Annotated in this window: 19 protein-coding genes and 1 tRNA gene; 4 read left to right on the plus strand and 16 right to left on the minus strand. The window is 53.2% G+C overall.

The annotated features are described in order from the left end of the window. Positions 1-2: 2 nt before the first annotated feature. On the plus strand, positions 3-1,382 hold the full coding sequence (gene dcm / locus SC127_RS16150) for a DNA (cytosine-5-)-methyltransferase (protein WP_332627120.1): 1,380 nt from the start codon (positions 3-5) through the stop codon (positions 1,380-1,382). A gap of 89 nt (positions 1,383-1,471) precedes the next feature. On the opposite strand, the gene SC127_RS16155 is transcribed toward dcm, so the two are convergent. Both SC127_RS16155 and SC127_RS16160 read right to left on the minus strand, forming a co-directional pair. After that, positions 1,472-1,723, minus strand: a complete 252-nt coding sequence (locus tag SC127_RS16155; RefSeq protein ID WP_243077674.1) for a hypothetical protein — start codon at positions 1,721-1,723, stop codon at positions 1,472-1,474. Between the two features lie 78 nt (positions 1,724-1,801). Further along, on the minus strand, positions 1,802-2,500 hold the full coding sequence (locus SC127_RS16160; RefSeq protein ID WP_215846520.1) for a phosphohydrolase: 699 nt from the start codon (positions 2,498-2,500) through the stop codon (positions 1,802-1,804). 606 nt (positions 2,501-3,106) lie between these two features. On the opposite strand from SC127_RS16160, the gene SC127_RS16165 reads away from it, so the two are divergent. The 3 genes from SC127_RS16165 (at position 3,107) to SC127_RS16175 (ending at position 4,910) form a co-directional block, all read left to right on the plus strand. Further along, positions 3,107-3,784, plus strand: coding sequence for a hypothetical protein (locus tag SC127_RS16165; protein ID WP_215846519.1), 678 nt, complete (start codon positions 3,107-3,109; stop codon positions 3,782-3,784). A gap of 170 nt (positions 3,785-3,954) precedes the next feature. After that, a complete protein-coding gene (gene mtfA, locus SC127_RS16170; protein WP_332627121.1) occupies positions 3,955-4,731 on the plus strand; it encodes a DgsA anti-repressor MtfA in 777 nt (258 codons plus the stop codon). Between the two features lie 103 nt (positions 4,732-4,834). Beyond that, positions 4,835-4,910, plus strand: a tRNA-Asn gene (locus SC127_RS16175). Positions 4,911-5,202: 292 nt separating this feature from the next. Here SC127_RS16175 and SC127_RS16180 read toward each other — a convergent pair. From SC127_RS16180 to SC127_RS16245, 14 genes are all read right to left on the minus strand, one after another. Next, positions 5,203-5,364 carry a hypothetical protein gene (locus tag SC127_RS16180; RefSeq protein WP_215846517.1) on the minus strand — a complete coding sequence of 54 codons (162 nt, stop codon included), beginning with the start codon at positions 5,362-5,364 and terminating at the stop codon, positions 5,203-5,205. A gap of 106 nt (positions 5,365-5,470) precedes the next feature. Continuing rightward, entirely contained in the window at positions 5,471-6,355 is an 885-nt protein-coding gene (locus SC127_RS16185; protein ID WP_332627122.1) for an ABC transporter permease, read from the minus strand. Between the two features lie 9 nt (positions 6,356-6,364). After that, a complete protein-coding gene (locus SC127_RS16190) occupies positions 6,365-7,315 on the minus strand; it encodes an ABC transporter permease (RefSeq protein ID WP_215846514.1) in 951 nt (316 codons plus the stop codon). A 98-nt stretch (positions 7,316-7,413) separates the two neighbouring features. Further along, on the minus strand, positions 7,414-9,087 hold the full coding sequence (locus SC127_RS16195) for a peptide ABC transporter substrate-binding protein (RefSeq protein WP_332627123.1): 1,674 nt from the start codon (positions 9,085-9,087) through the stop codon (positions 7,414-7,416). Between the two features lie 51 nt (positions 9,088-9,138). Next, entirely contained in the window at positions 9,139-10,470 is a 1,332-nt protein-coding gene (locus tag SC127_RS16200) for an NAD(P)/FAD-dependent oxidoreductase (protein WP_332627124.1), read from the minus strand. Between the two features lie 134 nt (positions 10,471-10,604). After that, the gene (locus SC127_RS16205; RefSeq protein ID WP_243077669.1) at positions 10,605-11,078 is read right to left on the minus strand and encodes a MarR family winged helix-turn-helix transcriptional regulator; all 474 of its coding nucleotides are present in this window, start codon (positions 11,076-11,078) and stop codon (positions 10,605-10,607) included. 138 nt (positions 11,079-11,216) lie between these two features. Further along, a complete protein-coding gene (locus SC127_RS16210; RefSeq protein ID WP_332627125.1) occupies positions 11,217-12,851 on the minus strand; it encodes an ABC transporter ATP-binding protein in 1,635 nt (544 codons plus the stop codon). Between the two features lie 270 nt (positions 12,852-13,121). Further along, positions 13,122-14,234, minus strand: a complete 1,113-nt coding sequence (locus SC127_RS16215; RefSeq protein WP_332627126.1) for a lactonase family protein — start codon at positions 14,232-14,234, stop codon at positions 13,122-13,124. Between the two features lie 194 nt (positions 14,235-14,428). Next, entirely contained in the window at positions 14,429-15,838 is a 1,410-nt protein-coding gene (locus SC127_RS16220; RefSeq protein ID WP_243077666.1) for an EmmdR/YeeO family multidrug/toxin efflux MATE transporter, read from the minus strand. Positions 15,839-15,957: 119 nt separating this feature from the next. Continuing rightward, complete coding sequence (locus tag SC127_RS16225) at positions 15,958-16,704, minus strand: ABC transporter ATP-binding protein (RefSeq protein ID WP_243077665.1); 747 nt, start codon at positions 16,702-16,704, stop codon at positions 15,958-15,960. Continuing rightward, positions 16,697-17,575 (minus strand): ABC transporter ATP-binding protein, encoded by an 879-nt coding sequence (locus SC127_RS16230; protein ID WP_215846506.1) that lies wholly within the window; start codon positions 17,573-17,575, stop codon positions 16,697-16,699. Before SC127_RS16230 ends, SC127_RS16225 begins: the two co-directional genes overlap by 8 nt. Then, positions 17,568-18,851, minus strand: a complete 1,284-nt coding sequence (gene livM / locus SC127_RS16235) for a high-affinity branched-chain amino acid ABC transporter permease LivM (protein WP_215846504.1) — start codon at positions 18,849-18,851, stop codon at positions 17,568-17,570. The genes SC127_RS16230 and livM overlap by 8 nt, the downstream gene beginning before the upstream one ends. A 10-nt stretch (positions 18,852-18,861) precedes the next feature. Beyond that, positions 18,862-19,776: an ABC transporter permease subunit gene (locus SC127_RS16240; RefSeq protein WP_243077664.1), complete on the minus strand. Its 915-nt coding sequence runs from the start codon at positions 19,774-19,776 to the stop codon at positions 18,862-18,864. 203 nt (positions 19,777-19,979) lie between these two features. Continuing rightward, the gene (locus SC127_RS16245; protein ID WP_215846500.1) at positions 19,980-21,095 is read right to left on the minus strand and encodes a branched-chain amino acid ABC transporter substrate-binding protein; all 1,116 of its coding nucleotides are present in this window, start codon (positions 21,093-21,095) and stop codon (positions 19,980-19,982) included. Between the last annotated feature and the right edge of the window lie 83 nt (positions 21,096-21,178).

Genomic DNA, 21,178 nt, shown 5'->3' on the forward strand with positions numbered 1-21,178 from the left:
GCATGCACGCCGCCGCGACCGCTGAACCACGTCTCTCCCCCGCTTCGCCATCTGATGAAATGACCCTGTTAACCCACGTGCTGGCGATCTATTCGGTACGCGATATTGTCATGCGCCTGCATGATGCGGGTTATCAGGACTGGACACCTCAACTGCTTAATCGCATTCGTCAGGGCAAAACAGCGCTGCCAACGCTCTCTGCGCAGGAAGTATTATTACTGCAAAATCTGCTGCCCACGCGTCCGGCACATTATGATGCGCCAGAGTTTCGTTTCGTCGATTTGTTTGCCGGCATTGGCGGCATTCGTCGTGGATTTGAAGCGATTGGCGGCAAATGTGTTTTCACCAGCGAATGGAATAAAGAAGCGGTTCGTACTTACAAAGCCAATCATTACAGCGATCCGCAAGAGCACACCTTTAACAGCGATATTCGTCAGGTTACGCAACCTGCCGATGTGTCAGGTGATGAAGCGGTTTATCAGCATATCGACGCGACAATCCCCGATCATCAGGTTCTACTGGCGGGTTTTCCTTGTCAGCCTTTTTCACTCGCAGGCGTCAGCAAAAAAAATGCGTTGGGTCGTGCGCATGGTTTTGAGTGTCAGGTTCAGGGCACGCTTTTTTTCGATGTAGCGCGCATTCTGGCTGCTAAAAAACCGCCGTTTTTCGTACTGGAAAACGTCAAAAACCTGAAAAGTCATGATAAAGGCCGCACTTTCGCCATCATTATGGAGACGCTGGATGAGCTGGGTTACGACGTAGCCGATGCAGACGCCAATGCGCCTGATGCCAAAATCATTGATGCGCGTCACTTCCTGCCACAGCATCGTGAACGTATCGTTCTGGTGGGTATTCGTCGTGATATTGCCGGCAGCCGCGCCTTTACGTTGCGTGATATTCGCCAGCATTTTCCAGCTGAAGTACCCAGCCTGCAAAGCCTGCTGGAGAGCGAACCAGAAGAGAAATATACCCTTTCTCCACATCTCTGGCGTTATCTCTATAACTACGCAAAAAAGCATAAAGCCAAAGGCAACGGTTTTGGTTTTGGCCTCAACGACCCGCGTAATATTCACTGCTGCGTGCGAACGCTGTCGGCGCGCTATTACAAGGATGGATCTGAAATTCTTATCGATCGCGGCTGGGATAGCGTGGTCGGGGAAGCGGATTTTCAAAATGTTGCGAACATGGCGCGTCGTCCGCGTCGTTTGTCGCCACGTGAATGCGCACGCCTGATGGGTTTTGACGTACCTGGCAGCGAACCCTTCCGTATTCCCGTCTCTGATACCCAGGCTTACAAGCAGTTTGGCAATTCGGTAGTGGTTCCGGTTTTTGCCGCCGTCGCCCAGTTGTTGTTACCGCATATCCGCAGTCTAAAAAGCTAAACGCGCCTCTCCCTTTTCGCGGGTGTGCTCGCAGCTTGATGAAGGACAAAAAAAACCCGTCAATTGACGGGTTTTTCATTATGGTTTTTTCACTTCTTCTTCTTGGTCTGCTTTTTCAACAGTGTACGAAGTTGTTTGACCTCCGCTGATGTCAGCGGGCTGGGAACATCTTCAACAAGATCCTGATTATCCACCGCAGGATGTTGCTGAGTTTGCAGGCTGGTCTGAAGTCGCTGAACAATCTCTTGGCTCATTGAGATTTCGTTTTCAAGCGCCAGCTGTTTGAGGTGTTCTTTTAGCGCAGGATCGATTTTTATCGTTAAATTAACAGTTTCGGTCATCGTGGTACTCCTTATTGTTCTGGCTATCACGCTACCGGATGACCGTTTCGATTAACAGACTGTCACAAAAATTTAATATTACGCGCGCAAAGGCGTGAAATCGCGTAATACGGACTCATCCATACTGACTAAATTGCCCTGTAATTCCGCACACAGCTTTGCCATGTAGCGCACCAGGAAATCGGCGTTATGCTCCGCCATTGCCCTACCCGTCGCGGTGTGCATAGTCTCCGGCAGGCGCAGCAGTTTTTTCTGGAAGTGATCAAGCGTCCAGTGCACATCATTTAGCTCACGCTCTTTTCCCAGCGGATCCTCGCTGTCAAACAACGGACGGTTAAGGGCACCGGCGGTATAAAACACGCGCGCCAGCCCAATAGCCCCTAATGATTCCAGTCGGTCAGCATCCTGCACAATTTTTGCTTCAAGTGTCTCCGGCATAATGGCCGCGCTAAAGCTGTGCGCTTTTACCGCGTGTGCCACGGCATCGATCAACTCAGCAGGAAAATCGATAAATTCCTGCTGTAAAATCCGCTGCGTTTCGCTCGCTGCATAGGTGGAAGCCAGATGCCGCTCAGGATGGTTTTTAGCCAGATTCACCACATCATGGAAATAACAGGCGGTCAATACCACCAGCGGATTGGCTTCGCTGTCCGCCATGATCCGTTGCGCACTCATCCATACGCGACGTAAATGCGCAATATCGTGAGCCTTATCGTCATGAACCCAATTGAGTTGAAACCAGCTTTCAAAGCGGGATTGCCAAAGAGTGAGTGACATAATCCATCTCCCTGTAGTGTTTTATGCGCGACCCCGGAAAAAAGAGGCGTCGCGAACGGCAGGCCATCATAACGACTGGCTAATGACACTTTTTTTACAGTGCTGTGGAAAAGAGCGGCGCTGCCGGAGATTTCAGGCAGGAAAGTGGGATCTCGATCATTTATATAGCATTTCTCGCCGTTAATAACCGCAAATCATCCTCTTTTAAGCATTTCCTTAAGTGATTGTAGTTAAATGAATCAGTTTAAGATCGGTAATGGTTTACAACATTAATGCTTTTTTCTGCCAAATTCAGGCTGGCGCTCGTCGCTGCGCGCTATCACGGAAACAGGCTATTCGGACAGGTTAACAAATCTGAAAAGGTTCCCATTTTTGCCGTTATAACGTACTGTATCTGGGCAATTAGCCGCCTAACTCAAATTATTCTGGCGGGTTTGGTTCGAATTTTGCATTTTGCTCTTTTTTAAGACCAAAATACGCAGCAGCCGCCTGATAATAAGGCGACAAATTATTAAGCAAAATGATATATACGCTCTATGCTAGAGCGCATTCAGCGAAAAATGCTTACCGCAGTAACCGGGTTCTACTAATAAAAAGAGGTACTCAATGAAAGAACGGCCGATTCTTTTTTCCGAGCAGCGTGTTCGAGCCTTGTTGGTTGGTCAGCAGACGCAAACCCGGCGCATTATGAAAACGCAGGCGTTCGGTCCAGGACAAGATAACCATGAAGGTGTACACGCCTTTGATGTCAGTGCAAACCATTTGCATGGTTACAAAATGATGGCGATGACAGACATCAGCTATCAATGCCCTTATGGCAAACCGGGTGATATTTTATGGGTGCGAGAAACCTGGCGTGGGCCGATTGTGCCTGAAAGCGCCCTGGCGGAGTATGAGCGCGATCCTACGCCGTTCCGCCTGCCCGAATTTTGCCAGTATCGTGCCGACAGCAATGAATTAGGCCATCATTCGATGAACGACACTGAAGGCGAGCAGTTTGGCTGGCAAACCGCCATCCACATGCCGCGTTGGGCGAGCCGTATCAATCTGCAGATCACGGGCGTACGTGCCGAAAAGATCCAGGATATTAGTGAAGATGACATCATGGCGGAAGGGGTGCAGACCGATTCCCACTTCCTCAATAACTTCTTCACCATGAATATGAATTCAGAATCGCCCAAAGAAGCCTACCGTAAAGCGTGGCAAAAGCAGTATGGTGCTACCAGTTGGGAAGTGAATCCGTGGGTGTGGGTGGTGGAATTTCAACGCGTTGAAAGAGGCTAATTCATCGCGCTTTGCGGGTTGAATCACAGACATTTTGAGTCCGACCCGTTTGAATAGGTGCCTTGTCCCTGTCACCAAACAAACCTTGCCAGCATGATGTTTCGATGCTGGCATTTTTATGTCTGGCACGTCAGGATAGCGTGGTCATCTGATTCTGAGCGAGTGCTGTGATGTTTACCTGGCCCTGGAAAACGCATGTTGATTCGGCTCTGGCCGAGCTGCCGTGGCAGCAAGGTTTGGCGCAACCGATCTTTACTCTTCTTACCGATGACGAACAGCGAGCGTTGGTGCTGTTAGCGCAGCGGTTTCTCTCTCAGAAAAAACTGGTTCTGCTGGATGGCGTACAGCTCGACGCGTTACGCAGCGTGCGCATCGCCCTGCTGTTCTGTTTGCCCGTTTTGACGTTAGGCCTGGACTGGCTGGATGGTTTTCACGACGTGCTGATCTATCCCGAACCCTTTTCCGTGCATGACAACTGGCAGGATGAAGCGGGACTGGTACACAGTGCTCCTGCGGTGCATGCCGGACAAAGCTGGACGCAAGGTCCGGTGGTGTTGAACTGGCAGGATATTCAGGATTCGTTTGATCTCTCCGGCTACAACCTGGTGATTCACGAAGTCGCGCACAAACTGGATGCTCGTGGAAGCGGCTACACCAGCGGTATTCCGCTGATGCCGCTGCGCGAAGTCGCGCTGTGGGAAAGGGATTTACGTGCGGCAATGGAAGAGATCGAAAGCGAAGTTGAGCTGGTCGGCGAACAGGCGGCAAGTATCGATCCCTACGCCGCCAGCGATCCTGCTGAATGCTTTGCGGTGCTATCCGAATATTTCTTCACCGCACCCGATCTGTTAGCTGAACGTTTTCCAGCGATGTATCAGCACTTACGCCAGTTTTATCAACAAGATCCCTTAAGCCGCCTGACGGCAAACGCATCAGAATCTGCTTAAATCGCGATCGCTTTGTGCTAAAGCTAGCCAGTTGAATGATAATGTATTTTTTGCTGTTGACACCCTCAGACGTCGTCGTTAATATTCGCCTCGTTCCAACGATTCCTCTGTAGTTCAGTCGGTAGAACGGCGGACTGTTAATCCGTATGTCACTGGTTCGAGTCCAGTCAGAGGAGCCAAATTCGAGAAAACAGACATCCCCGGATGTCTGTTTTTTTTTGTGCCTAAAACAGCCTGATGAAAAGGTGCTGCCACAAAGCAGCCCTCTTACCGCAGCCGCTGCACACCCCTCCTGCTCTACCTGATGCAACGTCTTAAACGTCCATCCAGCCACGCAATACATTGTGATAAAGGTTAAGCAGCGGTGTTGAAAGAGTACGTGGCAACGCAGCAGCAAAATAGACAAAAAAAGGCCCGCGGGTCTAAGCGGGCCTTTACATGGTTAAGTAAGAGGTTAAGCAGCAACAGCGGCTATTTTTCATGATAGCGGTGAATGGAGGGATAATACTCCAGCCCATAAAGTTGGCTGATGGGGAACAGAAGCTCACTATCCAGGGTCGATTCACTGGCGTCTGCGTTGGTTGAGCGATCGGCTGCCAGCCAGGCCTCAAACCATGCTTTTAGGTGTTTCATTTTGTCGTCTCCTCAAGGGTTGATGGTTTGAGTTAACCGGTTTTCAACGCAGATCAGAACCACCAATTTCTGCGCTGCTTTACCAAAAATCAACTAAGCCGCGCCACTAAGATTTATCACTGCGGCTGTCGAGCGCATCGCGTAATCCGTCGCCAATGAAGTTGAAGCAGGTCACTGCAAGCGTGATGGCAATGCCAGGAACCAAAGCGAGCCACGGTGCACGCAATAAATATTGCTGTGCCCCGTTGAGCATATTGCCCCAGCTTGGCAACGGCGGTTGAATGCCATAACCGAGAAAACTGATGTACGCCTCCAGCAGAATGGCGCGTGCCACCGTCAATGTGGCAGCGACAATAATCGGCCCCACGACATTGGGTAACAGCTCGCGAAACATAATCCATCGCCCAGATAAGCCAAGCATTCTGGCTGCTAGAATATATTCCCTTTCACGCAGCGAGCGGACTTCTGCCTCAACAATACGCGCCACCTCCATCCAGCTGGTTACGGCGATAATCACAGTGATCATCGCCGGGCTGGGTTTGATAAACGCAGCCAGCGCCAGCAGCAAAAAGACACTTGGGAAAGCGAGAAAAGCATCTACGATGCGCATTAACAGCGCACCCATCCGCCCGCCGTAATAGCCCGCCACAATGCCGACAACGGTGCCCAGCATAATGCTAAGTACCATGGCGAAAAAACCAACCAGCAGTGAAATACGTCCCGCCATTAATAAGCGAGCCAACACGTCACGGCCTAACGGATCGGTACCCAACCAGTGATAACCGGTCATCGGTGGCGCAAAGCGCGCGCGCAGATCAATAAACAGATCGTCAAACGGCAGCAGCAGCGGGCCGAAGGCGCAGGCCAGCGCCATGAGAATGATGATGATCAGGCTGGCACAAGCCAGGCGATGCTGTATAAAACGCTGCAGCGTCCGGTTGTGCCACCAGCGCACTCTGATCACTGGCGGTGCTAATACTGAAGAAGCCATATATTCACCTCAGGTTGGACGAATGCGCGGATCGACCAGCGCAGTTATTACGTCAGCCAGTAAATTGCCCACTAACACCAACAAGGCTGAACACATCAGCAGCCCCATCACCACCGGATAATCGCTGTACCCCAAACTGTCCAGGAACAGCCGTCCCATGCCAGGCCAGGTGAATACCGTTTCTGCCACTAACGCACCGCCCAGCACCGTAGGAAGCTGCATGCCCGCCAGCGTGATCATCGGTAAAAGTGCGTTACCGACCACATGCTTCATCAGCACCCGACGCGGCGGCACACCTTTGGCGCGAGCTGTTTTGACGAAGTCCTGATGAATCACTTCCAGCGTGGCGGTACGCATGTAGCGGCTCCAGATCGCCACATCCACGAAGGTCAGCACCAAAACCGGCAGGATCAAGTGACGCAACACATCCAGCACCGACCCATCGCCCACCGTGTACATATTGCCAGCGGGCAACCATTGCAGCTTTAGCGAGAAGAAATAGATCGCCACCAGACCGAACCAGAAAGTGGGAATTGACAGCGCGATCATTGAGGAGAGCGTGGAAACCTGATCAAACAGACTGTTGCGCTGGGTCGCGCTCTTGATCCCCGCCCAGGCACCGATGGTTATCGACAGCACCATTGAACTCACCATTAACAACAGCGTGGCAGGCAGATGCGAGAAGATAATGCGCAACACCGGTTCACCGTCGCGGTAAGAACGCCCCCAGTCGCCGCGCACCAGATGGCTTAACCAGTCAAAATATTGCACCGGCAAAGGACGATTGAGTCCCATCTGTTCAGCAATACGCTGCATCGCTTCCTGCGTCATACCCGGCGTTAAGGCAAATTGCGAGAGTGGGCCACCCGGTGCCAAATTCAGTGCCGTAAAGCCAATGATCGAAACCAAAAACAGCAGAATGAGGCTCTGCCCCACGCGTCTCAACAGAAAAGCTGCCATACGCATTCTCCTCAGAGCGATGTACCACTGGTTTGCGCCGCCCTTAAGCCTCTTAAGCGGAAAAAGAGGCTTAAGGTGAAGCAAAACGCGCTAACCCATTAGGCTTTCCAGCCCCAGCTGTTCACGTTCCAACTGTCGATACGCACGTTGATATTTGGCGTAATGTTCTCTGCGCCCTGCTTGTAGCCGCGCACGTTAGCGAAGGTAAACAGCGTTAACACCGGCATATCCTTACGCACCAGCGCCTGGATTTTCAGGTAGGTTGCCTTACGTTTTTCTGGCGAAAACTCTGCTGCACCCTGAACCAGCAAGGTATCCACTTCTGGATTTTTATACTGGAACACGTTCTGCCCTGCACCGCCCTGCACGGGAATGGACGTTGAATGCATGTAATTAGCGGTATCGGGATCGGAACCGGTGAGATAGTTCAGTCCGACAATCGCACTGTCATATTTTGACAGCATCCAGAAGTCGCCCCACATCACTGCCGGAGGCAGGTTAGCAATTTTCATCTCCACGCCAATTTCCTGAAAACTTTGCTGGATAAATTGCTGCATCTGTTCGCGCAGATGATTGCCCGCGGTGGTGGAATTACTGAACGACAGCCGTACGCCATTCTTTTCGCGAACACCGCCCACGCCCGGTTTCCAGCCCGCATCATCGAGCAGCTTTTTGGCTTTATCGAGATTGTATTCATGCTTCGGCAGGTCGGGATTGAAATAAAATGACTGCATCGGCATGTAGGTTTCGGTCGGCTTCGGCAAACCGTAATAGAGCGCGTCGATAATCGTCTGTTTGTCGATGGCGTAATACAGCGCCTCGCGCACGGCAAGCTCCTGAAACTGCGGCTTGCCAAGGTTGAAAGCAAAGTTCTCAATGGTGGCGCTTTGAAACACATCCACCACTTTATTGGGCAACTTCTTCGCTTCGTCATAGTGATCGGCGGTGATCCACTGCAAGCCCACCACATCGATATCACCGGAGGCGAACTGGGTATACATCACATTGAGATCGGGGATGTATTTATAGATCAGCCGTTCCAGCATCGGGCCATCGAGGAAATAGCTTTTGTTTGCCACCAGCTCAATGTGATCGCCCGGCACGCGCTGCTGCCACTTAAAAGGTCCGGTACCAATGGGTGCCGTGTTAAAAGGGGCGGTGTTTTTATCGGCTTCGCCGTCGAAAGCATGCTTAGGCACAATAAAAGTGGCGGCCAGAATAGAGGTATAAGGCGAGTACGGTTTCTCCATCCGCCAGGTAATTTCGGTTGGCGACACCACCTTAATGTCGCGCACCAGTTCATGCCCGGTACGCGTCCAACTGCGGAAGTTGGCATCTACCAGCAGCTCCAACGTGAATTTAACGTCCTCCGCGGTGAAAGGTTTACCGTCGTGCCATTTCACGTTATCCCGCAGTTTGAGATGGAAATTCAGGCCATCCGCGCTAATACCACCGTTTCCCAGCGTCGGCACTTCTGTCGCCAGTTTAGGAAACAAATTGCCTTTGTCATCTACACCAATCAGCTGATCGAACAGGCTAAAATGCAGGCCATCATCCACCTCAATATGCGGCATTAAAGGGTTAAACACTGTCGGCTCCTGCGAAAAGCCCACGACCATTTGCCCACCCTTACCTGCGCCGGGCATCGCCGCACGTGCCATGTTACTGCCAAACAGCGAAGGCATCGCCAGCGCCGCCGTACCCGATGCCAGATAAATCAATGCCTGCCGACGCGAAATAGGGGGCAGGTGATCCGCAAACTTATCGCTCATCTTTTTTCCTCAGGTCAGGGAACGCAACGTCGGGCAGTCTCGCCCGACAAGTCAAAAGCCGGTGATAATTTCAATTTTTGAGCCGTCACTAAAACGCGAAAAGCGGAATGCACGGGGATCCACCACCGGTTGGCGACCCAACACCAGATCAGCCATCAGGCGTCCCGCCGCCGGGCCAATTCCAAAACCGTGGCCGGAAAAGCCGGTCGCCATATACAAACCGGGATAACGTTCAACCGGAGAAATCACCGGAATCGCGTCGGGCAGTACGTCAATGCAGCCCGCCCAACGCTGAGCGACTTTGAGATTAGCGAAGGCGGGAAGTTGCTGACGCAGCTGATCCAGTACCTTGTCGGTTAAGGTTCTCGACGGCGGTAGATCGAGTACCCGGCAATATTCAAACGGGCTGGGTTCATCCATCTCCCAGCGATCGGGAATGCGCAGTTCATCAAAGAAGCGTCCACCCAGGCGCAAACGCAGCGAACCCCATTCATGGCGTAGCGCAGGAATAAAATCACGGGCGAAGCGGAAGGTTTTCGGCACGATATCAACCTGACTTTCATGCCCGGACGCGATGGTGTAACCGCCATCCAGACGTTTGCGCACCGCAAAATCCCGCGCCCATACAGCCGTCTCGGGGCCGCCCGCGAGCGGTTCGGTCCGCACTACGCTGTTTAATACCTTTAACTGCGGTAAACGCAAATCGAGGCGACCTGCAAACAAGCTTGACCAGGCACCACCTGCCAACACCACTTGCTGACAGGCGATGTACCCCCGCTCGGTAAATACGCCACAGACGCGTCCGGCGGCAGTATCAATGCCGCGCACTGCGCACTCCGTCAGAATCGATGCGCCCTGCTTACGTGCGGCTTCAGCTATCGCCGGGGCTGCTTTTTGCGGTTCGGCGCGTCCATCATCTGGGGTATATAACGCCCCAACACCGGCTAAGCGTTGCCCCGGAAACAGACGTTCAAAGCCAGCACGATCAACCATTTCAGCTTTAAATTCTGAGCCTTCCAGATGACGCGTCCAGCGTTGATGCTGCTGAAAAGCCTCATCGTCGGCACAGTGAAAGACAATGCCCGCGCGCCGATAGCCCGTTTCTGCACCGACGCGCTGATTCAGGGTTTGCCAAATACGCAATGATGCTGCCATCAGCGGCACTTCACGCGGATCGCGACGGGAAAGCCGCACCCAGCCCCAGTTTCGGCTCGATTGCTCTTGCCCAATGCCCCCTTTTTCACACAGCGCCACGCTAATGCCCTGCTCAGCAATTTCCAGTGCGGTGGAGCAGCCAATAATACCGCCGCCAATGACCACAACATCCACCTTTGTCGGGCATTCCACATCCCCATGAACGGGTACAACAAATGGACCTGGCATATAAATACTCGCGGTTGCCCTACGTTATTTCGCCCAATTTCTCAGGTGAACCCAAAATAAAGACAAAAGCTGGCGCTACCACGCAGAATTAAACCTTCCACGTAGCGAGAGATATTCAGTGATAAAGCGGAAAGTCAGGGAGAATAACGCATGATTTTCTTCAGCAGTTTAATCGTTGACTTTTTTTCCTGTGCCGTTAAATGGCGGAAAAAGCGATCTTCCTGCTGCTGAGTTAATTGGCGAACACGTTGTGCTAATGCGGCGCCTCGTGGCGTGAGAAACAGCGCTTGGGAGCGCTGATCCTGTTCACCCGTTTGGCGTGTGAGCAGTTGCTGCTGCTCCATTTGGTCAATCAAACGCGCCATTGCGGAACGGTCGCGCTGTATGACTTCAGCAATCAGCGAAGGGCGAATGCCGGGATGATGATCGATAATCAGTAACGTGCTGATTTTTCCCGTACCGCGAGCAACCTCCAGCCCTGATAGCTGCTCATCGAGGTCACGCGAAACGGCAATATTCACGCTGCGCACCCAGTAACTCAGCATGGTGCCAAGCACCCCGAGATTAACGTCTTGCGGATGAACCGGAACTGCTGTTGCTGCCATCATGTCGACCTCCACGCTGGTTAAAAAAACCATCAAGAAGAAAGGGTTAGCGACGTTTTCATACAACTGCAACCTGTTTGCAGTATTGGCGACTTAGTGGACGATCACAACCTGTTTCGTCATAGCTTTTTCTGATTCCACTTAAGGTGCGATGGCCGAGGCTTCGCCTGGAATCGACGCCACCAGCTGTGCGGTATAAGCGTGTTTCGGTTGCTGGAAAACCGCCTGTGGCGTGCCCTGTTCGACAATCTCACCTTTGTACAGCACCGCAATTTCGTCACACACCTGGCTGGCAACGCGCAGATCGTGGGTAATAAAAATCATCGCGACCTGGGTTTTTTCCTGCACTTCTTTTAGCAACGCCAGCACCTGCGCCTGAATTGAGACATCCAACGCGGAAACTGACTCATCTGCCACCAGCAACACCGGGTCAAACATCAGCGCACGGGCAATGCCAACACGCTGGCGTTGACCACCGGAAAACTCATGCGGGTAACGTTCCCAGGCGCTGGGTTCCAGCCCCACCAGGCTCAATAGCTGCTGCGCTTTGCGCTTAACTTCTGTCTGGCTCATGCCGCCCAACGCCAGCGGGCCAGCCGAGAGAATGGTGCCAATGGTGTGGCGGGGATTGAGTGAAGCAAACGGGTCCTGAAACACCATTTGGATCCAGCGACGCAGTGGACGAAAAGCGCTTTCGCTCATCGGTAAAATGTCACGTCCATCAAAGATCACTTCACCACTGTCGGCAGGCAACAGCTTGAGCAGCACGCGCCCCAGCGAAGATTTTCCCGAACCCGATTCGCCGACGATACCTAAGGTTTCGCCTTTTTTCAGGCTGAAACTCACCTTGTTCAGTGCGGTCACTTCCCGGCTACGGCTAAACCAACCGCTGTCGCTACGATAAGTTTTGCACAGCGCTTTGACTTCAAGCACCTGCGGAGAAAGCGCATTGCGTGTCCGCGCCTGCTGCTGTAAGCGCGGTACCGCTGCAATTAGTTTGCGCGAATAGGGATGCTGCGGATGGCGTAAAACGCGCTGTGCCGGGCCTGATTCCACCATCTTGCCCTTTTCCATCACAATCACCCGATCGGCAATCTCTTCGACCACGCCAAAATCGTGAGTGATAAACATCACGCTCATCGCTTTACGCTGCTGTAACTCGCGGATCAGCTTAAGGATTTGCGCTTGCGTGGTGACATCCAGCGCGGTAGTCGGTTCATCAGCAATCAACACATCCGGATCCAACGTCAATGCCATGGCGATCATCACACGTTGGCGTTGCCCACCCGACAAACGAAACGGATATTGATGCTGCATGCGTTCGGGTTCGGGTAATCCCACTTCGTCTAACAGCAACAACATTTTCTGTCGTCGCGACGGCGCATCGCCCACATTATGTGACTCCATCACTTCTATAATTTGCGCCCCGATAGTCATCAGTGGATTCAAGGCGGACAGCGGATCCTGAAAGATAATGGCAATCGTGCGGCCCTGTAACTGACGCAGGGTTTCAGGCGTTTGCGTCAGTAAATTCTGGCCGCGCAGTACAATTTCGCCCTTGGTGATCTGCAACGCGCGGGGTAGCAATCCCATCGCCGCATGGGCAGTGACTGATTTGCCAGAGCCGGATTCGCCGATAATGCACAGGATTTCACCGGCTGCGAGGTCGAAACTGAGGTTTTCCACCGCAAACTGCCGATCCATTCCCGCCGGAAGCGCCACAGAAAGCTGCCGTACGCTAAACAGCGGCGAGCCGTTATCGAAGCTTTTTTCCATATCGTTCTTTCTCCTGGCTAAATAACTGTTGAGTAAACAGGAAAGCGAGAATAAATATCACCGAACGGAAACGCTATTTAAGTCAGAGTCGCAACGAGATGAAGAGAGTTATTTAATTGACGATGTCCATTAAAAAATGACACAGATCAACCCGCGGGAAATAATAGCTTTTACTTATTTCCAACCGGTCGGCGGAATTATTAAGAAAAAGCCGATGCACTTAGCACCGGCGAATAAACGTAAAGCCAACAAACCGGATGTGAAAACAACTCAGTGTGAAATCAGTGTCACCCAATTTGAGCCCTTGCCACTTGGCGCTTCAGCGACCCGCTGCAACGCGCCACTTTGAGGATGAATGGCATAACTGCCAATCACGGCGCTTTTTTCACCGCTGGCAATCAGCCATTGGCTTTGTGCATCAATAGCGATGCTGCGTGGCTGTTTTTCTACGCGCCAACTGCCGATCAAGCTTAATGCACCGGATGATGTGTCAACCCGATAACCACTGACGGTGCTGGAGGTGCGTTCAGTAACGTAGAGGAAATGACCATTGGGGGTGATTTGAATGTCAGCAGCCCAGATGCGTGGTGTGGGATCGCTGTAACCTGCCGGGCGTTGTACGCCGTGCTGCAAGCCATATTTCTCGGCGACCGCATTCGGCCAACGCTGCACTTCTTTCAGAGCGCCATCTGCCGCGCGTGAATATTGCGTCACGGTGCCGCTCATCTCCGCCAGGTTGTAAACAAAGCGGTTATCGGGCGACATCACCGAATGGCGCGCGCCACTGTTTTTCTCGCCCGCTACGTACCCTTTACCCACTGGCGTAATACCGCCCTGATCGCTCAGTGTGAGTTGCAGCAGCCGATCTGCGCCGAGATTACCGACGTAAAGCGAATGGTTGCTGGCATCGGGTATGACTGAATGGGCATGCGGCCCAGTATGAAATCGTCCCGTCACGTTAGCGGTGACAATACCTTGAGGATCGATGCGGTTACTGGTCACGATATCGCTATCGTAAGAGGCGGCAAGCAGATAACGGCCTGTTTTATCGGTGGTGATAAAGGGGAAACTGGCGTCAACCGGCGTCACCGCCTGCTTATCCAGGGCACCGTTTTGCCGATTCACCCGCCAGCTCACAATCGAATAGGGTGGACTGCGCAACGCACCGTATAAGTGTTTGCCATCGGGACTGGCGGCTAACGGCATGATCTTTTTGCCTGCAGGCGTATCACCCAGCCACTTAAGCGCGCCCGAGTGTTGATTGAGTTGATAACGCGAAACGGTGCCGGAGTCGGCATTTGAGACATAAACGAAGGTGCTCGCCCACAACGGGGCGCTGCACAGCAGTGGCAGCAAAGCCAGCAGCGGTTTAATACCTGCCATATATTCACCTGTTCATTGCGTAGGATACGATTTTTATTGTCTCCGTCGATGCGGAGCGCTGTTAACGCTAGTCAGGGAATCGCCGCGCTGCACTGTGCAACTGACTGAAATTTTACGAATAAAATTGGCATTGTGAGGGGGTGAGCGCCAAGGTGTTTTTCCCTCTCTCAATGACGCAAGAGAGGGAAAGAGGATTACCCGTTTTTCGCCACCATCTTGCGGTAGTTATTCAGCCATTTTCCGCTGTTCAGTCGCCACCAGAAGAAAATGCCGCGCACCGCCCAGTCGAGGAACATACCAAGCCAAACGCCCACTACGCCCATACCAAGGACGATTCCCAGCAGATAACCGGCCACCACGCGGGCGCACCACATGCTGAACATCGAAACATACATGGTGTAACGTGCGTCGCGTGCGCCTTTCAGCCCGGCTGGCAGTACCCACGACGCCGCCCAAATCGGCATGAACAAGGCGTTGAGCCAAATCAAATGCTGCGTCACATTAATCACTTCTGGATCGCTGGTGTAGAAGCGCGCCAGAATCCCTGCCAGCGGCACGGTTAGCATCGCCATCCCGGTAAGGCAGATCGTTGCCAGCCAGAACACATGCCTGACCTGCCGCTCCGCCTGGAACACCTGATTTTTTCCGAGCCGGGTACCGGTAATAATCGTTGAGGAGGAACCGAGTGCATTGCCCGGCAGGTTGATCAAGGAAGCGATTGAGAAGGCGATAAAGTTACCGGCGATTTCGCTGGTTCCCATGCCAGCGACAAACACCTGCGTCAACAATTTACCGCCATTGAACAGCACCGATTCGATACTGGCGGGTACGCCGATGCTCAATACCTCAAACAAAATATTGCTGTTCCAGCGGCGGAAATAGCTTTTCAGCGAGATTTTCAGCGAGGCGTTAAAGCCGATCATCAGCACGTAAATCACTGCGATAGCGCCAATGTAACGGGTGATCGTCAAGCCCAATCCCGCGCCGACAAAGCCCAGCCCGTCCCAGGAAAAACAGCCGTAAATCAGCACGCTACTGATGACAATATTCAGGATATTCATGCCGCCGTTAATCAGCATCGGAATTTTGGTATTGCCTGCCCCGCGCAGCGCTCCGCTGCCGATTAACGTAATAGCCGCAGCAGGATAGCTCCACGCCGAGATCTGCAAATAACTCAGCGCCAAGGCTTTCACCTTGGGATCGGCCGCACCGGCAATGAGATCGATAATCAGATGTCCCCAGAACTCAATAGCGATCACCAGCACAAACGCCAGCATGGTCATCATCGCTAAAGATTGGCGCGTCGCGGCTCGGGCGCGTTTACCGTTACGCTTCGCCAGGCTGAAGGCCACCACCACCGTAGTGCCTAAATCGATAGCGGCAAAAAAGGAGATGATCACCATGTTGAAGCTGTCAGCCAGGCCAACGCCCGCCATCGCCTCTTTGCCCAGCCAGCTGACCAGGAAGGTGCTCAATACGCCCATCAATAAGACGCAGAGGTTTTCGATAAAGATAGGCACTGCTAATGGCGAGATCTCACGCCAATAAAGCGTGCGATAAGCGCGACGTTTGGGATACCACGCAGTACGCTTGATCGCCTGCATCACTGCTACGCCAGGATTTTGCAAGGGAATACCAAATCAGAAGAGATTGGACAGGAGATCTTATGATGATAGGGGGCGAGAATTTATGCAAAGTGTTTCCTCGCCCAATTCAGACATTATTACAATATTTTAACTTCACCCGCGGCATGATCTGTTCCGCCGCCGAGATAAGCGCTGCGGACCTCTTCATTATTCAGCAATTCTGCTCCACTGCCGCTCATTCGAATCTCGCCATTGACCATCACGTAACCGCGATCGGCGAGCTTCAACGCATGACGTGCATTCTGTTCCACCAGAAACAGCGTCATGCCCTGCGCGGTCAATTCACGCAAAATAGTAAAGATTTGCTTAACCACAATCGGTGCCAAGCCCAGACTTGGTTCATCCAGCAGCAGCAAGCTTGGACGACTCATCAAGGCACGCGCAATCGCCAGCATCTGTTGTTCACCGCCAGAAAGCGTCATTGCCCGCTGCTTGCGGCGCTCCAGCAAGCGTGGAAACAGCGCGTACATCCGTTCCAAATCCTCTTTCTGATGACGGTTGCCGATGGCGATGGTGCCCATCTGCATATTTTCTTCCACCGTCATGTCGGCAAAAATGCGCCGCCCTTCCGGGGCCTGCGCAATGCCGTTTGCCGCGATGAAATGGGTCGATTTATGACTGATCGGTTCACCGCGATAGCGAATCTCACCGCTGGCGATACGCGGCTGGCCGAAAATCGACATCAACAAGGTTGATTTCCCGGCACCATTTGCGCCAATCAACGCCACGGTTTCCCCTTCCGCAACCGTCAGTGACACGTTTTTTAACGCCTGCAGCGGGCCGTAGAACACATTTACCGACTCAAATGCTAATACGTCAGCCATGCGCATCCTCCTCATCATCCACGCCCAGATAGGCGGCGATTACCCGTGGATCGTGCCGAATATGTTGCGGTGTGCCTTGGGCGATAACATCACCGTGATCGAGCACCACGATGTGATCGGAGATGCTCATCACCATTGGCATGTCATGTTCAATCAGCAGCACGCTGATACGGTGATCGGCACGCAGCCGGTGCAAAATAGCGCTAAGCGCATCAGTTTCGACGGGATTCAGCCCTGCCGCCGGCTCGTCCAGGCAGATCAGTTCCGGTTGCGTACACATGGCGCGGGCAATCTCCAGACGCCGCTGCTGACCGTAGGAGAGCGTGCCCGCCAGCCGGTTGACGGTTGGCACCAAATCCACCATCTCCAGCCAGTAAAAGGCGCGATCCAGCGCCAGATTCTCTGCCGCACGATAGCCGCGCGTATTAAACACGCCCGCCAGTAAGTTGCGGTTCACCAGCATGTGCTGCGCCACTAACAGATTTTCAATCACTGACATTTCCCGGAACAGGCGAATGTTTTGAAAGGTACGCGCCAGCCCGGCGCGGTTCACCAAATGCGCCCCGCCAAACATTTTGTACCAGACGCGCGATCCAAGTTGCGTCGGGTTAATCCAGTCGCTGGGATGGATTTTCTCCCCCAGTACCTGAATCACATCGGTGGAGCGCTGATTCGCATTTAGCTGTATCCGCCCACCGCTGGCACGGTAAAAACCGGTTAAACAGTTGAACACGGTGGTTTTCCCGGCGCCATTGGGGCCAATCAGTGACGTGACGGAACCGCGCTCAACTTTCAAACTGACATCGTTTAACGCCTTGATGCCACCGAAGCGCATCATCAAATTATCCACCTGCAAAATCGCATCAGTCATGGCGAACCCCTTTGCGCAGCGGCACGCCAACGCGGCTGGTGCGCACCAGACCACGCGGACGCCAAATCATCATCAACACCATCAACATGCCAAACAGCAGCACACGATACTCGGCGAAACTGCGCAATAGCTCTGGCGCAACGGTCAGCACAAAGGCTGCCAGCACCACGCCCAGCGTTGATCCCATTCCGCCCAACACCACAATCGCCAGAATCAACGCGGATTCGAAAAAGGTAAACGAGGTGGGATTGACAAAACCCTGATAGCTGGCAAAAAACACCCCAGCAATGCCGGCGGTTGAGGCGCCCAGCATGAAGGCGGAGAGTTTGACCAACACGTGATTCAGCCCCATCGCGCGGCAGGCGATTTCATCTTCGCGCAGCGCTTCCCAGGCGCGACCGATAGGCATACGCGTCAGGCGATGCTTAATAAACAGCACCAGTAACACCACCAGAACCAGCACCGCATAGATAAAGATAAACTTCATATTCGGGTTGTAGCTGAGATGGAAAAACTCATGAAACGGCACGCCGCCTTCACGAGCGCGACGGCCAAATTCCAGCCCGAGAAAGGTCGGCGACGGCACGGAAACGCCATTGGGGCCGCCGGTAAATGCGAGCCAGTTGTTTAACACCAATCGAATGATTTCACCGAACCCCAGCGTGACAATCGCCAGGTAATCACCGTGCATACGCAACACCGGAAAGCCCAACAACGCGCCAGCACAGGCCGCCATCAATGCGGCCAACGGCAACATGCTCCAGAATCCCAGGCCGAGATATTGATAACCCAGCGCCAGGCCATATGCCCCAATGGCATAAAACGCCACATAACCGAGATCGAGCAGCCCAGCAAGGCCGACCACAATGTTCAGCCCCAGCCCGAGCAGCACATAAATCAGCCCGAGAATAGCCACGGTTAACAGATATTTGCTGGAGAAGGCCGGGAAAACACAGGCGGCGATCAGCAGCAGCGGGATAATCCAGCGCAAACGTGAGCGGTAGCCTGGCTCACGCACGTAAACGCCATCATCCACATCTGCAAATTTTCGCAGCAGTTTTTTACCTTGAGTGGTTTGCATAAACAGGCTAAACAGCAAACGTCCCGCCATCACAATGGCAACCAGCAGCGCCACACGCAGCGGCTCAAGTTGAAACTGATAACCGTCTAACACGATGCCGACAATCGGCCCAAATACGATCAACGCAATAAATCCTGCCAGCACCGTTTCCCGCAGCGTATGGCGAAGATTGATTCCCTGAATGGTTTCACTCATGCCTGCTTCCTCACACTTTCGCTACCAGCGGTCGCCCCAGTAATCCCTGCGGCCGGAAGATCAAAATCACCACCAGCAGGGCAAAAGAGAACACATCTTTGTAGTCAGAATTCACCAATCCGGCGAACTGCGCCTCCGCCACGCCCAGCAGCAGGCCGCCTAACATCGCGCCGGGCAACGAGCCGATGCCGCCGAGCACTGCGGCGGTAAACGCTTTGATGCCGATGATGAACCCGGCGTAAAAATCAAACGTGCCGTAGTTCATAGTGACCAGCACGCCCGCTAGCCCCGCCATTGATGCGCCAATGACAAATACCAGTGAGATGATCCGATCGGTGTTAATGCCGAGAATGGCAGCCATGCGCCTATCTTGCTGCACGGCACGACAGATGCGGCCCAACCGCGTGTACTGGATGATCCAGGTTAGTAGCGCCATGCCGCACGCCGCGGCGATCAGGATAAAGACTTTGGTCCAGGTGATCTGCACCACACCGCCATCAAACTCCATGCGCAGCACACCGGTTAACAGCGTCGGCACGCCTTGCTGATTCGGCCCCTGGCTCAGCTGCACGTAGTTTTGCAAAATCAGCGACATGCCAATCGCCGAAATCAGCGGCGCTAAGCGGGTGGAGTTACGCAGCGGACGATAAGCAATGCGCTCAATCGTCCAGCCATAAACGGCAGTAATCACGATGGTGAAGAGCAATGTGCCGAAGATCAGCAGCGGAAAGGAGTGAATACCGAAAGAGGAGAGCAGCGCCAGACCAATGGCGCACAAGTAGGCTGAGAGCATGTAAACCTCACCGTGGGCGAAGTTAATCATGCCGATAATGCCGTAAACCATGGTGTAGCCGATGGCGATCAGGCCGTAAACCGCGCCCAGCGTCAGGCCATTAATCATTTGCTGCAGGAAAAAAGCGTCCATAGCGAAGTCTCACCGCAAAGAGCCAAACCGCGGGCTCATTGGAAATTCGCCCCGCCCGCAAGCGAGGCGCGATCTCATTACCCTAAATTATTCACGTCGCAGGAAGGCTGTGAGCTTGGGAATCCCCGGGAGCTGACAATCGTCAGTGACCGGGGTGAGCAAGTGAAGCCAACGCGCCCGTAACGTGAAGAATGACGATTAAATTAGAGTTGGTGGTATTTGCCTTTATCATCCCACTGATAAATGACGTAGTCGGAGACTTTCAGGTCGCCTTTACCATCCCAGGATTTCTGTCCCATGACAGTATCGACTGGATTGGCTTTCAACCACTCGCTGGCTTTTTCGTTATCTTTGCCTGCGCCTTTGTACGCAGCGGCAATCGCCTGAATCGAGGCATAGGCGTACAAGGTGTATCCTTCCGGTTCGAAACCACCGGCACGGAATTTCTCAATCACCGCTTTGCCTGCGGGGATTTGACGCGGATCGTTACCAAAGGTCATGTACACGCCTTTGGTGTATTGCGGCCCACCTGCGGCGGTGACCATCTCTTCGGTTACGATACAGTCGCCTGAGAAGAAGTTCGCTTTCACGCCCTGCTCACGCATCTGACGCACCAGCGGCCCGGCTTCTGGATGACATCCCCCGAAATAGACCACATCAGGATTGACCTGGGCAATTTTAGTCACCAGCGCGTTAAAGTCTTTTTCGCCCCGCGACAAGCCTTCATACAGCACCTCTTTCACACCGCGTTTTTCCAATGCGGCTTTGGTCGCATCGGCTAAGCCTTGTCCGTAAGTATCTTTGTCGTGGATCACCGCAACTTTCTTGGCTTTAAGCGTATCGATCATGTAATTGGCGGCAATCGCGCCTTGTTGGTCATCACGTCCACACATGCGAAACATCGATTTCATGCCGCGCTCGGTGATTTTGGGGTTGGTTGAACCTGGCGTAATCGTGAGTACACCCGCTTCGTCATACACTTCTGACGCTGGCATGGTTGATGAGGAGCAGAAGTGGCCGACCACCGCCATCACTTTATCCTGATCGACCAAGCGGTTAGCCACAGAAACAGCCTGCTTGGGTTCGCAGGCATCATCGCCCTGCACCAGCACAATCTTCTCGCCGTTCACGCCGCCTGCGGCGTTGATGTCTTCGGCTGCTTGCGTGGCGCCTTTCCAGTACTGCGCACCATAGGTGGCATTAGGGCCAGAAAACGGGCCGGCCACGCCAATCTTGATATCGGCCTGTGCATAAAACGCGGTGGTTAAACACCCTGCAAGTACGAGTTTCATCGGTAACTTGATCAATTTCACAGACATGCTGTCATCCTCAACACGGTTAGGCGCGAATGCCAAATAGGGAGAAATCAACTTCTGAATACACTGACTGGGGAGCACTTTGA

This window comes from Pantoea sp. T14 (assembly GCF_036663535.1).
GTDB classification, from domain to species: Bacteria; Pseudomonadota; Gammaproteobacteria; order Enterobacterales; family Enterobacteriaceae; genus Pantoea; species Pantoea phytostimulans.

What these genes read in the sequence shown, in the direction of transcription:
- SC127_RS16220 (WP_243077666.1), bottom strand. Translation starts at nt 15,838, where the DNA reads ATGCAGGCGATCAAGCGTACTGCGTGGTATCCCAAACGTCGCGCTTAT.
- SC127_RS16185 (WP_332627122.1), bottom strand. Translation starts at nt 6,355, where the DNA reads ATGGCTTCTTCAGTATTAGCACCGCCAGTGATCAGAGTGCGCTGGTGG.
- SC127_RS16230 (WP_215846506.1), bottom strand. Translation starts at nt 17,575, where the DNA reads ATGACTGATGCGATTTTGCAGGTGGATAATTTGATGATGCGCTTCGGT.
- SC127_RS16155 (WP_243077674.1), bottom strand. Translation starts at nt 1,723, where the DNA reads ATGACCGAAACTGTTAATTTAACGATAAAAATCGATCCTGCGCTAAAA.
- SC127_RS16215 (WP_332627126.1), bottom strand. Translation starts at nt 14,234, where the DNA reads ATGGCAGGTATTAAACCGCTGCTGGCTTTGCTGCCACTGCTGTGCAGC.
- livM (WP_215846504.1), bottom strand. Translation starts at nt 18,851, where the DNA reads ATGAGTGAAACCATTCAGGGAATCAATCTTCGCCATACGCTGCGGGAA.
- mtfA (WP_332627121.1), top strand. Translation starts at nt 3,955, where the DNA reads ATGTTTACCTGGCCCTGGAAAACGCATGTTGATTCGGCTCTGGCCGAG.
- SC127_RS16240 (WP_243077664.1), bottom strand. Translation starts at nt 19,776, where the DNA reads ATGGACGCTTTTTTCCTGCAGCAAATGATTAATGGCCTGACGCTGGGC.
- SC127_RS16245 (WP_215846500.1), bottom strand. Translation starts at nt 21,095, where the DNA reads ATGTCTGTGAAATTGATCAAGTTACCGATGAAACTCGTACTTGCAGGG.
- SC127_RS16165 (WP_215846519.1), top strand. Translation starts at nt 3,107, where the DNA reads ATGAAAGAACGGCCGATTCTTTTTTCCGAGCAGCGTGTTCGAGCCTTG.
- SC127_RS16200 (WP_332627124.1), bottom strand. Translation starts at nt 10,470, where the DNA reads ATGCCAGGTCCATTTGTTGTACCCGTTCATGGGGATGTGGAATGCCCG.
- SC127_RS16205 (WP_243077669.1), bottom strand. Translation starts at nt 11,078, where the DNA reads ATGATGGCAGCAACAGCAGTTCCGGTTCATCCGCAAGACGTTAATCTC.
- dcm (WP_332627120.1), top strand. Translation starts at nt 3, where the DNA reads ATGCACGCCGCCGCGACCGCTGAACCACGTCTCTCCCCCGCTTCGCCA.
- SC127_RS16160 (WP_215846520.1), bottom strand. Translation starts at nt 2,500, where the DNA reads ATGTCACTCACTCTTTGGCAATCCCGCTTTGAAAGCTGGTTTCAACTC.
- SC127_RS16195 (WP_332627123.1), bottom strand. Translation starts at nt 9,087, where the DNA reads ATGAGCGATAAGTTTGCGGATCACCTGCCCCCTATTTCGCGTCGGCAG.
- SC127_RS16180 (WP_215846517.1), bottom strand. Translation starts at nt 5,364, where the DNA reads ATGAAACACCTAAAAGCATGGTTTGAGGCCTGGCTGGCAGCCGATCGC.
- SC127_RS16190 (WP_215846514.1), bottom strand. Translation starts at nt 7,315, where the DNA reads ATGGCAGCTTTTCTGTTGAGACGCGTGGGGCAGAGCCTCATTCTGCTG.
- SC127_RS16225 (WP_243077665.1), bottom strand. Translation starts at nt 16,704, where the DNA reads ATGGCTGACGTATTAGCATTTGAGTCGGTAAATGTGTTCTACGGCCCG.
- SC127_RS16210 (WP_332627125.1), bottom strand. Translation starts at nt 12,851, where the DNA reads ATGGAAAAAAGCTTCGATAACGGCTCGCCGCTGTTTAGCGTACGGCAG.